The 12,674-nt window shown below is 37.8% G+C and carries 11 protein-coding genes and 1 tRNA gene; 2 read left to right on the forward strand and 10 right to left on the reverse strand.

Features of this window, described 5'->3' with window-relative positions; all coding sequences use genetic code 11:
• Nucleotides 1-196: 196 nt before the first annotated feature.
• The 6 genes from Q5760_RS19720 to Q5760_RS19745 all read right to left on the reverse strand — a co-directional run bounded on the left by Q5760_RS19720 (nucleotide 197) and on the right by Q5760_RS19745 (nucleotide 4,263).
• Nucleotides 197-273, reverse strand: a tRNA-Arg gene (locus Q5760_RS19720).
• A gap of 106 nt (nucleotides 274-379) precedes the next feature.
• Nucleotides 380-889, reverse strand: coding sequence for a metallophosphoesterase (locus Q5760_RS19725; RefSeq protein WP_428909312.1), 510 nt, complete (start codon nucleotides 887-889; stop codon nucleotides 380-382).
• A gap of 32 nt (nucleotides 890-921) precedes the next feature.
• Nucleotides 922-1,524, reverse strand: coding sequence for an XTP/dITP diphosphatase (locus Q5760_RS19730; protein ID WP_428909313.1), 603 nt, complete (start codon nucleotides 1,522-1,524; stop codon nucleotides 922-924).
• Between the two features lie 169 nt (nucleotides 1,525-1,693).
• A complete protein-coding gene (locus Q5760_RS19735) occupies nucleotides 1,694-2,764 on the reverse strand; it encodes a GerMN domain-containing protein (protein WP_428909314.1) in 1,071 nt (356 codons plus the stop codon).
• Between the two features lie 290 nt (nucleotides 2,765-3,054).
• Nucleotides 3,055-3,876, reverse strand: coding sequence for a glutamate racemase (gene racE / locus Q5760_RS19740; RefSeq protein WP_428909315.1), 822 nt, complete (start codon nucleotides 3,874-3,876; stop codon nucleotides 3,055-3,057).
• Between the two features lie 162 nt (nucleotides 3,877-4,038).
• On the reverse strand, nucleotides 4,039-4,263 hold the full coding sequence (locus Q5760_RS19745; protein ID WP_071395962.1) for a helix-turn-helix domain-containing protein: 225 nt from the start codon (nucleotides 4,261-4,263) through the stop codon (nucleotides 4,039-4,041).
• A gap of 221 nt (nucleotides 4,264-4,484) precedes the next feature.
• Here Q5760_RS19745 and recQ point away from each other — a divergent pair, with 221 nt between their 5' ends.
• Entirely contained in the window at nucleotides 4,485-6,629 is a 2,145-nt protein-coding gene (gene recQ / locus Q5760_RS19750; protein WP_428909316.1) for a DNA helicase RecQ, read from the forward strand.
• Between the two features lie 50 nt (nucleotides 6,630-6,679).
• On the opposite strand, the gene sdhB is transcribed toward recQ, so the two are convergent.
• From sdhB to Q5760_RS19765, 3 genes are all read right to left on the reverse strand, one after another.
• A complete protein-coding gene (gene sdhB, locus Q5760_RS19755) occupies nucleotides 6,680-7,438 on the reverse strand; it encodes a succinate dehydrogenase iron-sulfur subunit (RefSeq protein ID WP_428909317.1) in 759 nt (252 codons plus the stop codon).
• Between the two features lie 64 nt (nucleotides 7,439-7,502).
• Entirely contained in the window at nucleotides 7,503-9,260 is a 1,758-nt protein-coding gene (sdhA, locus tag Q5760_RS19760; RefSeq protein ID WP_428909318.1) for a succinate dehydrogenase flavoprotein subunit, read from the reverse strand.
• 78 nt (nucleotides 9,261-9,338) lie between these two features.
• A complete protein-coding gene (locus Q5760_RS19765; protein WP_428909319.1) occupies nucleotides 9,339-9,947 on the reverse strand; it encodes a succinate dehydrogenase cytochrome b558 subunit in 609 nt (202 codons plus the stop codon).
• Between the two features lie 361 nt (nucleotides 9,948-10,308).
• Between Q5760_RS19765 and Q5760_RS19770 the strand changes: the two genes are divergently transcribed.
• Entirely contained in the window at nucleotides 10,309-10,782 is a 474-nt protein-coding gene (locus tag Q5760_RS19770) for a YslB family protein (protein ID WP_428909320.1), read from the forward strand.
• A 119-nt stretch (nucleotides 10,783-10,901) separates the two neighbouring features.
• Here Q5760_RS19770 and uvrC read toward each other — a convergent pair whose 3' ends face one another.
• The gene (gene uvrC, locus Q5760_RS19775; RefSeq protein ID WP_428909321.1) at nucleotides 10,902-12,674 is read right to left on the reverse strand and encodes an excinuclease ABC subunit UvrC; all 1,773 of its coding nucleotides are present in this window, start codon (nucleotides 12,672-12,674) and stop codon (nucleotides 10,902-10,904) included.

Genomic DNA, 12,674 nt, shown 5'->3' on the forward strand with positions numbered 1-12,674 from the left:
TATTCGGTTACAACTTGGTCTAATCAATGTTTGACCGTTTAAATTTTTTTTAAAATATGGGTTTCAAACGGTTAAAAGAATCAATGATCAAAAAGATTTCACCAGAATGTCTAAAACGCAAAAAAATAACTCATCTTCTAGAAAGATGAGTTTTATTTATTATCGGTAGTAGTTATGTATTTCATTGGTATATAGATGGCGTCCCAGGAGAGATTCGAACTCCCGACCGTACGCTTAGAAGGCGTATGCTCTATCCAGCTGAGCTACTGGGACAATATTTTTTCAAGGACATTTTTTATTATATTAACTTTAAGATAGAATGTCAACCATTTTTTAAATTTTTTTCTAGAATAGATTATTTCCCTTTCTCTACCGCGAATCAGTAGAGAAAGGTTTGTGCTAGCTCTTTTAGTTCTCCCTTATCCACATCATAAACATGTAGATCATAGGACTTTTCCATTATCTCTAAAATCACATACGTTCTTTCCATTCTTCCGCGTGGCAGCCGAATACTTCCAGGGTTAATCAATAAAATTCCCCGATCCATTTCCGCACCTAAATAGTGGGAATGACCAAAACAAACAATATCAGCTCCCACTTCTCTTGCTTTATAGGAGATTTTCATAAGGTTGGACTTCACGGAATACTTGTGACCATGCGTAATAAAAATCATCTTATCCCCTGCTTTTTTTACAAGATCTTCAGTGTAACGCTCATCAAAATCACAATTTCCTGCAACGACTACATATTTTTTCAATGCAGGGTGATCTGGGGGTAATTCAGAATCCCCACAGTGAATAAATAAATCTACATCATTTTGATGCTTTTCCACGATTTTTTCAAGTTCACTTGTTAATCCATGACTATCACTAACAAAAAGTACCTTCACTTTTGATATCCTTTCTAGAGAGCTCAACTCTATTATGATCTATGAAAAAACTCAGTTAATTGATCCTCAAGTTTTTTCATAGCTGACGCCCGATGACTAATTGTATTCTTTTCTTCTGGCGTTAACTCAGCCATTGATTTTCCCATTGAGGTAACAAAAAAGATGGGATCATAGCCAAAGCCGTTTGTGCCCTTTCCTTCAAAGAGAATCGACCCCTCACAAATTCCATTGACGGTAATGGTTGGCTTTCCTGGTTGTGCTACAGCGATTGCACAATAAAACTGGGCTCCTCGGTCCTTTTCTGGGACATTTGCCAATTCTTTTAATACCTTTTCATTATTAGCCTCATCATTCTTTTCCTCGCCAGCATATCGAGCAGAATATACTCCAGGTCGACCATCAAGTGCATCAATCATCACACCTGAATCGTCTGCGATGACCATCTCATTAAACTTTTTACTAATCGCTTCCGCTTTTAAAATGGCATTTTCCTCAAAGGTTTCACCTGTTTCTTCCACATCCTCAATTTTTGGAAAATCTAATAAAGTCTTAACCTTTACTCCATATGGCTGGAATATTTGTTCAAAGTCTTTCGCCTTGCCGGCATTTTTCGTTGCAATGATTATATTTTCCATGTTGAAACCCCTTTGTAAAGATAGATATCAATGAACACTGGCTAAAAGCGCCACGTCCGTATGCCTTCGCCTGGGTGACCCACATCCTGTGGGTCTAAAAAGAACAAGAGTCGGCATCACAGCCCACTCTTTCATTACATTCTTTATTTAGTATAACAAAAATATTCTTTTAAAAACTACCTGTATTTACTTTTTCTGGTCGACTAACAGGCTCAGTTAGTTTTTTACCGTCCTCATCTAAAAGTTCAGCTTTACCGTTTACCGTTACCGCTACACTTTCAATACCAGGTTGTTCAGTTAGAGAGAGAACAAGTGTATTTAGGACATGTTCTGAAATCATTTTTTCTTCAAAGCTATTATAAATCGATTCATTGAAGTTAAGGGTTACAAGACCGTCTTCTACTTTTGCTTTATCTAGTAGCTTCACTTCTGGTCTAAATTCGTTTAATAGATTTGAAAACATTCCAGGTCCGTCTACAAGTTCATTCACTGCTGCTGTAATATTGTCTTCTACTTCATTGCTTACACGCTTTGTGACCGGAACATAATAGTAGTTGTCCTTATCGCCACCAACGAAGTAAACTGTTAAAGGTTTTGTATTCATCACATCCGCTACACTGGATGTCTCTAGGTTAATACCATCGTTTCTTGATAATTCATATCCAATCGGTGTTCCATTTACCGGCATTTCTTCGATTGGATGCCCATTCAATTGTAATTTTACTTTTTCGATCCCATCAAATTGAGTTAATGTCCATGTAATAGACTGAAGAATTTTCATTTCCTCTTCTGCTTGATACTCTTTAAATTCATTTGAGAAATCAACCGTCGCCACTTTATCCTTTACGTTTACACTCACCTTTGTATCTGCCGGAATAACCGCTTGGAATCCATTAGGCAGCATTTCTGTCACAGGTCCATTTTTGACAAGGTACTGCAGCGCTTGAGTTGCCACTGAATCCGTTTTTGGCAAATCCAATGTTTGTGGAACGACATAACCGTTTTTATCAATGAGATAAAGTTCTGTTTTAATGGTTTCTTCGACAGCTTTATCTTCTGACACTTCTTGTTCAGCAGCTTGTTCAGTAACTTCAATTTCTTCGTCTGTATATGTGACCTCTTGAGGTGGGTCAATTTCAACTGCTTTTTCTTCTCCACCTAAAAGCCCGCATCCTGACAAAAATAAAGCTGTTCCTACAACACCTGATGCTAACGTCATCTTATATTTAGACTTAGGCATTACAATTCCCCCCAAAGACAGTTTGTACTACATATATACGAGCTTTTTTGAAAATTAGACCGTCTTTGAGAAAAAAATTAATACAAGTATTGAAAAGCGAGAGTGCCTTGAGCTTAAGAAACTCTTGATTGTTAATTTCCGTTTTAGCCATTTCGTTTTCAGTTCGGTTATGTCTGAAACACCTTGATCCTTCGTGCCTTAGTCTGTCTTTTTTTCCAGCAGAAGTCTTTGTTCCTTCTACTCCCATTAACAGTGCTCCAAAATCATTAACACAGACTAACAAAAAAACCTCATGAATCACTTTGAGGTTCTTCTTGTCCTAATTTAATTGATATTACATTTTTGAGCGGTTTATCGAGCCAATCTGATGCAATTTTAGCGAACATTTTTTTGGATCCCGTTGTATAAAAGACATGTTCTGGATCGCTCTCATCGATATTTAATAACCCGCTATGAAATAGAATGGTACTGACTTCTCTTGCGGTTTCATCACCAGAACTAATTACTTTCACTCGATTTCCCATCACATTTTGAATTAATTGTTCCAATAAAGGATAGTGGGTGCATCCTAAAATTAATGTATCTAATCCTTTATTTCTAATAGGATTAAGCGTTTCTGCAACAATTTTTTTCGCAAGAGACCCCCGATACTCACCGCTTTCTACCAGAGGAACAAATTTAGGACAAGCAAGGGACGTCACTTTTGTCCGATGATTAATTTGCTTTAACGCCTTTTCATACGCCGCGCTTTTTACCGTTCCAATTGTGCCAATAACCCCAATCCGGTTATTTCTTGTTGCTTTAATCGCGGCCCTTGCTCCTGGATGAATTACACCGAGAACAGGGATTGAAAGCTCCTGCCTGATTTCGTCAAGGACAACAGCAGTAGCTGTATTACAAGCAATCACAAGCATCTTAATGTCTTTTTCTAGTAAAAACTTAGTCATCTGCCATGTAAACGTTCTAACTTCTTCTGCCGGTCTTGGACCATACGGACACCGAGCCGTGTCACCCATATATATAATTTGCTCATTGGGTAGTTGACGCATGATTTCCTTTGCTACCGTTAGCCCACCAACACCCGAATCAATAACTCCAATTGGTCTTTTCAACGTTTTTCTTCTCCTATAGCTACTTGGTACAAAATGCAATTTCTATTTTCTATCTTTTTTATATAAAATTCAAGATACAATTGTATTACAATTTGACATTTATTATTATAGGAGTCTTAAAAAGTTTTTAACCGGTATCCCAAAATAGGATACCGGTTAATTTTACAGCTTAAGCTCTCCCATACGAAGGAGCTCAATCACTGCTTGAGAGCGTCCCTTAACGCCTAACTTCTGCATGGCATTAGAAATATGGTTTCGAACTGTTTTCTCGCTGATAAAAAGTTCACCCGCGATTTCTTTTGTTGTCTTATCTTGTACTAACAGTTCAAAAACTTCTCTTTCACGTTTGGTGAGTAGTGGCTTGTGAGTATATTCATTCTCCTTCAAGTATTGTAACCCTCCTTGCCTTCTGCCGATAAACTGCGGGATGGGTATATATTTAGTCACGATATCTTATGTAAGGTAAGCCGTTATAGTGACTATATTGGAGAGGTTTGGATTAAAAATGGTTACCTGGCCCAAAAAGAGATTCATTTAAATATGGACCTTATCAAGATGCACCATCAATGATAAACTAGAACTAATTCTAGAGAGGTGTGATTCATTTGTTGAACGAGGCAAAAAAAGTCTTACAACAGTATTATGGCTTTACCGATTTTAGAAAAGGACAGGAGGAAATCATCGGAAACATTCTTAACAGAAAAAATACCCTTGGAATTTTGCCAACAGGTGGTGGGAAATCGCTTTGCTTTCAAATACCAGCTCTTCTATTCCCCGGAACTACGATCGTCATTTCACCTCTAATATCACTCATGAAAGACCAAGTGGATGCACTCTCTGCATCTGACATTCCAGCTACTTTTATTAATAGCTCGATCACACAAACAGAATTCAATGAGCGAATATCGTTGATTCGTCAAGGTGCCTACAAACTAGTGTATGTAGCACCCGAACGATTTGAATCCGATTATTTTGTCGATGTCTTAAATTCGATTGATATTCCGTTAATCGCATTTGATGAAGCACATTGTATTTCACAATGGGGTCATGACTTTAGACCAAGCTACCGCTCAATCGTTACTTCTTTACAGAAATTACATCAGCAACCTGTCATTGTCGCTCTAACAGCCACAGCAACAGCAAATGTGGCTGGAGATATTCGCTCATTATTGGATATTGATGCGGATGATTCATTCAAAACAGGGTTTGCCCGTGAAAATCTATCCTTTCATGTGATTAAAGGGGTAAATAAGCGAGATTTCATTTTGAACTATCTACAACAACATCCGAAACAATCAGGAATCATTTATACGTCAAGCCGAAAAGAAACAGATGGGCTTTATAACTTCTTATCACTCCAAGGCTTTTCAGTGGCGAAATATCATGCCGGTCTCCGAGAAATGGAGCGTAAACAAGCACAGGATGAATTTGTTTATGATGAAAAAGAAATTATGATTGCTACCAATGCCTTCGGAATGGGAATTGATAAGTCCAATGTCCGATTTGTGATTCACTATAATTTGCCAAGAAATATTGAAGCCTATTATCAAGAAGCGGGTCGTGCTGGTCGGGATGGAGAAGAAAGCGAATGTTATTTACTGTTTTCGAAACAAGATATTGTGTTACAAAAGTTTTTGATCGAAGAAAGTCATCTAGATTACGAGAAGCGAGAACAGGAGTATCATAAGTTAAACCAAATGGTCATGTACTGTCATACGGAGGAATGTCTGCAATCTTATATTATTCGCTATTTTGACTCAAACAGCCATGAAATGAAATGTGAAAAGTGCAGTAGTTGTCAAGATCAACGAGAGAAAGTAGACATTACTCGTGAAGCCCAAATGATCTTCTCTTGCTACAAACGTATGGGAGAACGCTTTGGTGTTACCTTAATTGCGCAAGTTTTAAAAGGATCTAGCCAAAAGAGAATCAAGGAGCTAGGTTTTCATGAATTAACAACCTATGGATTATTGAAATCACAAAAAGAAAAAGACATTGTTGATACCATTAATTACTTACTAACGGAAGATTATTTGCTATTAACAGATGGAAAATATCCTGTTGTTAAAGTAACACCTAAGGCAGTCCCAGTTTTAAAAGGGGAAGAGACCGTTCTGATGAAAAAATCAATCACACCGGTTTTCGAATCAAAATCAGACGCGGAAAATCAAGACTTATTTGAAGAGCTCCGGGTGCTTCGAAAAGAAATTGCTGCAAATGAAGGTGTGCCACCTTTTATCATTTTTTCGGATACAACCTTGAAAGAAATGAGTCGTTATTTTCCGATTGATGAAGACTCTATGCTTAGGATAAAAGGAATAGGTCAAGCAAAGTTTACAAAATATGGACAGACCTTTATCGAGAAAATCAGAGAGTTTGTATCGAGACATGATATTCGTGTTTCTGACAACCAGATTCCTAGTAAGCAAGAAACCGAGGAAAAAAATGAACATCCAAGCCACCTGATTTCATACGAAATGTATTCTCAAGGGAAACCGATCGATGACATTGCGAAAGATCGAAAGCTATCGAAAATAACCGTTCAAAAACATATTATTCGAAGCGCTGAAGAAGGTCACGAGATTAAGTGGCAGGAGCTCTTTGATGAGAATACTGAAAAAAGAGTTTTGGAGACCATTTTAGTGATTAATAGTGATCGACTCAAACCAATTTGGGAAGCGTTGAATGGAGAAGTAGACTATTTTGTCATTCAAGCGATTATTTGTAAAAACCAAATAGAATCCAAAGTGTAAAGCGAACAAGAAAACCTGCACGACGATGTGCAGGTTTTTTGATGTGCGTTTTAATGATCACTACCAAAGAAATTCTTGAATGATTGTATAGTTGCATCGCGATTTAATGCAGCAATTGAAGTCGTTAATGGAATTCCTTTCGGACATGCTTGAACACAGTTTTGTGAGTTACCACAGTTAGCAAGTCCGCCATCCCCCATAATCGCTTCAAGGCGTTCTTCTTTATTCATTTCACCTGTTGGATGTGCGTTAAATAAACGAACTTGTGATAATGGAGCAGGTCCAATGAAATCCGATTTACTATTTACATTTGGACAGGCTTCTAAACAAACACCACAAGTCATACATTTTGAAAGTTCATATGCCCATTGACGTTTTCTCTCAGGCATACGTGGTCCAGGACCTAAATCGTATGAACCATCAATTGGAATCCACGCTTTAACTTTCTTCAATGAATCAAACATACGACTTCTATCGATCAGTAAGTCACGGACAACTGGGAATGTCTTCATTGGTTCAAGGCGAATTGGTTGTTCCAGTTGGTCAACAATCGCTGAACAAGATTGACGTGGTTTGCCGTTGATAACCATTGAGCATGCACCACAAACTTCCTCAAGACAGTTCATTTCCCATACAACCGGTGTTGTCTTTTCCCCTTTTTTATTTACTGGATTACGGCGAATTTCCATTAATGCTGCTATAACATTAAGATTCGGACGATATGGAACCTCAAACTCCTCTTGATAAGGCGCTGAGTTCATATCATCTTGCCGGGTTATAATAAATGTTACGGTCTTTTGATCAGCCATCCCTATTTCCCCTCTTTTAACTTTGTTTTTGTCTAAACGCAAATGCCAGGCCCTAATCTAACGATTAATTGGCTTTACTCTTCGTATAGTCACGTTTACGAGGCTTGATAAGTGAAACATCAACATCTTCGTAATGGAATTCTGGAGCGGAATTGCTGCCAGTAAATTTAGCCATTGTTGTTTTTAAGAACTCTTCATCATTACGATCTGGAAAATCTGGTTTGTAATGTGCTCCACGGCTTTCATTACGGTTGTAAGCGCCTATCGTAATTACACGTGCTAATTGAAGCATATTTTCAAGTTGACGAGTAAATGTTGCCCCTTGGTTACTCCATTTAGCCGTATCATTGATATTAATATTTTGATAGCGTTCTAGTAATTCTTGAATCTTTTCATCTGTTTTTAATAGTTTATCGTTGTAACGAACAACCGTCACATTGTCTGTCATCCATTCGCCAAGTTCTTTATGTAGAACATAAGCATTTTCTGTTCCATCCAATGACATAATGTTATTCCATTTCTCTTCTTCTTGTTTAACTTGTCGATCAAATACAGAAGAAGCGATTGCATCCGAACTCTTTTCTAATCCGTTAATGTAACGAACTGCACTTGGACCTGCAACCATACCACCGTAAATAGCAGATAGTAAGGAGTTTGCTCCTAAACGGTTTGCTCCGTGCATGGAATAATCACATTCACCCGCTGCAAATAGTCCAGGAATATTTGTCATTTGGTCATAATCTACCCATAATCCACCCATTGAATAATGAACCGCAGGGAATATTTTCATTGGAAGCTTGCGAGGATCATCCCCCATGAACTTCTCATAAATCTCAATAATTCCACCTAATTTAATGTCTAATTCATGTGGATCTTTGTGAGAAAGATCAAGGTAAACCATGTTTTCACCATTAATCCCTAGCTTTTGGTTTACACAAACATCAAAAATTTCACGTGTTGCAATATCCCTTGGAACTAGGTTTCCATATGCCGGATATTTTTCTTCTAAGAAATACCAAGGCTTACCATCTTTATAAGTCCAGACTCTTCCACCTTCACCACGTGCAGATTCACTCATTAAGCGTAGCTTATCATCTCCAGGAATAGCTGTCGGGTGAATTTGAATAAATTCTCCATTTGCGTAAATGGCACCTTGCTGATAAACGATCGATGCAGCAGAACCCGTATTAATAACAGAGTTTGTAGACTTTCCAAAGATAATTCCAGGACCTCCTGAAGCAATAATAACCGCATCTGATGCAAATGACTTAATTTCCATCGTTTGTAGGTTTTGTGCTACAATTCCACGGCATACTCCATCATCATCTTTAACAATACCCAGAAGCTCCCAGCCCTCATATTTCGTTACGAGACCGTCTACTTCATGTCTTCTAACCTGCTCATCTAACGCATAAAGCAATTGCTGACCTGTTGTTGCTCCTGCAAATGCCGTTCTGTGGTGTTGGGTTCCACCAAAACGACGGAAGTCCAGTAAACCTTCAGGCGTTCTATTAAACATAACACCCATACGGTCAAATAAGTGAATAATTCCTGGTGCTGCTTCACACATTGCTTTAACTGGTGGCTGGTTCGCTAAGAAGTCTCCACCGTATACCGTATCATCAAAGTGCTCCCATGGAGAGTCACCTTCACCTTTTGTATTTACTGCTCCATTAATTCCACCCTGTGCGCAAACAGAGTGAGAACGTTTTACCGGTACCAGTGAAAAAAGATCAACCGATGTACCCGATTCTGCCATTTTCATTGTCGCAGCTAGCCCTGCAAGGCCTCCGCCAACTACTATTACTTTTCCTTTTGCCATTTTGTGACTCACTCCTTAAGTCTTCAATCCATAGTGCATCTACTAGTCATATAATCTATTTTTATTCTAACCTATTCATTAAACAAATGCTAAAATTGCGCGAACTCCAATAATAGATACAATTACAAAAATACCTAGTGTCACATAAGTAGAAATTTGTTGCGATCTTGGCGTAATTGTAATTCCCCAGCTTACACAGAAAGACCATAATCCATTAGCAAAGTGGAATACTGCAGATACAATCCCAACGATATAGAATCCAAGAATAAAAGGATTATCCACAATGTTCGCCATCATATCAAAGTTCACTTCTGCTCCAAAAGCGGCGGCAACTCTTGTTTCCCATACATGCCATACAAGAAAGATAAATGTAATAACACCAGTTACGCGTTGAATGACAAACATCCAATTTCTGAAAGTACCATATCTGCTTACATTGTTTTTCGCAGTAAACGCAATATAAAAACCATAAATAGCATGATATAAGATTGGCAAATAAATAATAAAAATTTCCAAAAAGATGAGGAATGGAAGATTGCCCATAAATTCAACTGCCCGATTGTAGGCCTCCTCTCCTTGTGTTGCAAAATGGTTCACGACTAGATGGACAACAAGGTATACCCCTACTGGAATCACACCTAGTAATGAATGCAATCTGCGATTAAAATACTCACGATTTGCTGCCATTACCATTAAACCCCCTTAGTTTTTTAAGTGAAACCGGCAAAAAATTCATTCTCCCTATAATAGTTGAACAACCGCTCACTTTCAGAAAATAAAACTTTTCTCTTTTCTTACAATAATGTGACAATTTCATTTTACCCTCATCTATTTGGAGCGTCAAGAAAACGGAATCAATTAATTATCAATATTAAGTGAATTTTTTCAAAATATAAAAAATATATTTGTTATTAGCATTCTATCATATCTATCATTAAATTATTATTTAAAAATAGGTAAAAAATCCCTTTCCACCGCTTTCCAATAACTTTTGTGCGTAACACGTTTAAAATTGTATATAATAGACTTATTGAAAGTGGGGAGTACAATGAGTCAAACGATTGAAGTAATTGAAGATAAAGAAGAAATTAAAGTTGAAGAAGTATTAGAAGAAAAGTTTGTGGTTCCAGCCTTTGGATATGAGTTAATAAGAGAGGTATTGATTCCAGATATTTTAGGAGAGGAAACTCCTAAAATATTATATTGGGCAGGAAAAAACGTAGCGCGTAAATATCCATTAGAGTCCCTTTCGGATATTATCCCATTTTTTAAACAGGCTGGCTGGGGAGACCTTCAGGTTATTAAGGAATCAAAAAGCGAACTGGTCTTGGAGCTGTCAAGTGAAATGATTACAAAGCGAATCAAAGAAAATGGCAAGAGTACTTTCCAGTTAGAAGCAGGATTTTTAGCCCAGCAAGTTGAAAATCAAAAACAAGCGATTACCGAGGCTTTCGAACATCCTAGAAAACGCTCAGGTAAAGTACAAATCACGGTTAAATGGGACATGAAGGATTTTGCTTAATACAGTGAGTCGTTACGGTAGGCGTATTTAGTCTGTGTTCGTCTTTTTCAGGTCTAACTGCCCGTAGAACCGTTAAAAAACGTAAAGCTCTAGAAATTCTCTAGAGCTTTTTCTTTATATTATTCCTGCAATTTATTGATTAATTCCTCAGCCACTGGTTTTGGCAGCCCCGCATCAATTATTTCTTCCAAGGTCGCTTCTTTTAACTTTTTAACGGAACCAAAATGCTTTAAAAGCATTTTCTTTCGTTTTTCTCCAATTCCAGGGACATCATCAAGAATCGATTGAAAGGCTGACTTTCCTCTTAATTGACGATGGAACGTGATGGCAAAGCGGTGAACCTCATCTTGAATTCTTTGCAGTAAATAAAATTCTTGACTATTCCGTGCAAGAGGAACGGTATCTAGCGGAACGCCAAACAATAATTGAGAGGTTCGATGCTTCTCATCTTTTGCAAGTCCAGCGATCGGAACATCTAGCCCTAATTCATTTTCCAATACATCTCTGACCGCCTCAATATGACCCTTCCCACCATCGACAATGATTAAATCAGCGAGTGGTAACTCTTCTTTTAACACTCGAGTATACCTTCTTCTCACTACTTCTCGCATGGATTCGTAGTCATCAGGTCCTTTAACAGTTTTAATTTTATACTTACGATATTCTTTCTTCGCTGGTTTTCCATCAATAAAGACAATCATCGCTGATACGGGATCTGTTCCTTGAATATTGGAGTTATCATAGGCTTCAATCCTGTGTGGGGTATAAATGCCCATTTCTTCCCCAAGACGTTCAACGGCTTTAATGGTCCGCTCTTCATCCCGTTCAATGAGGGAGAACTTCTCTTTTAACGCAATGCTCGCATTTTTTTCAGCTAATTTGACAAGCTCCTTTTTTTGTCCGCGCTTAGGATTTAATATTTTCACTTGTAACAGTTGTTCTGCAAGCTCTACAGAAATCGGGTCAGGAACAAGGATTTCCTTTGGTTTAAAGTGATTCTCTTTTGTGTAAAATTGACCTAAAAACGTCAGCATTTCTTCTTCCGGTTCTTTATAGAGCGGGAACATCGAAACATCCCGTTCAATCAACTTGCCCTGTCTGATGAAAAAGACTTGTACACACATCCATCCCTTGTCATACGCGTAGCCAAAAACATCTCGGTCTGTAAAATCAGTTGCTGTCATTTTTTGTTTTTCCATGGTGGCTTCGATATGAGCGATTCGATCACGATACTCCTTCGCCCGTTCAAAATCAAGCTCCTCCGCTGCTGCGGTCATTCTTTTTTGTAATTCGTCTTTAATTTCTTTATAGCCACCATTTAAAAAACGGGTGATTTCATCAACCATTCGATCATATTCTTCTTGTTTAACTTCATTGACACAGGGTGCCAAACATTGATCTAAATGATAATATAAGCAAACTCGATCAGGTAAGGTTGAACATTTTCGTAAAGGATAAATTCGGTCTAATAATTTTTTGGTTTCGTTGGCTGAATGAACATTGGGGTAAGGACCGAAGTATTTCCCCTTGTCCTTTTTTACCTTTCGAGTTGTAATCAATCTTGGATGTCGTTCCGCCGTTAATTTGATAAACGGGTACGTTTTATCATCTTTTAACATGACATTATATTTGGGGTCATGTTTTTTAATTAAATTAATTTCTAAGATAAGAGCTTCAATCTCAGACGAGGTCACAATGTATTCAAAATCCTCGATTTCATTTACGAGTCTTAAGGTTTTACCATCATGGGATCCTGTAAAATAAGACCGCACTCGGTTCTTAAGAATTTTGGCTTTTCCTACATAAATAATGGTTCCTTGCCGATCCTTCATTAAATAACAACCAGGCTGATCAGGTAAAAGAGTTAGTTTATTCTTGATTGTATCGTTCAT

Source organism: Niallia sp. Kr1 (genome assembly GCF_050389805.1).
In the GTDB taxonomy this organism is placed as follows: Bacteria; Bacillota; Bacilli; order Bacillales; family Cytobacillaceae; genus Bacillus_BD.

Excerpts from the sequence above, each read along its gene's own strand:
- Q5760_RS19770 (WP_428909320.1), top strand. The coding sequence starts at position 10,309 with ATGAGTCAAACGATTGAAGTAATTGAAGATAAAGAAGAAATTAAAGTT.
- Q5760_RS19735 (WP_428909314.1), bottom strand. The coding sequence starts at position 2,764 with ATGCCTAAGTCTAAATATAAGATGACGTTAGCATCAGGTGTTGTAGGA.
- sdhB (WP_428909317.1), bottom strand. The coding sequence starts at position 7,438 with ATGGCTGATCAAAAGACCGTAACATTTATTATAACCCGGCAAGATGAT.
- uvrC (WP_428909321.1), bottom strand. The coding sequence starts at position 12,674 with ATGAACGATACAATCAAGAATAAACTAACTCTTTTACCTGATCAGCCT.
- sdhA (WP_428909318.1), bottom strand. The coding sequence starts at position 9,260 with ATGGCAAAAGGAAAAGTAATAGTAGTTGGCGGAGGCCTTGCAGGGCTA.
- Q5760_RS19765 (WP_428909319.1), bottom strand. The coding sequence starts at position 9,947 with ATGGCAGCAAATCGTGAGTATTTTAATCGCAGATTGCATTCATTACTA.
- Q5760_RS19730 (WP_428909313.1), bottom strand. The coding sequence starts at position 1,524 with ATGGAAAATATAATCATTGCAACGAAAAATGCCGGCAAGGCGAAAGAC.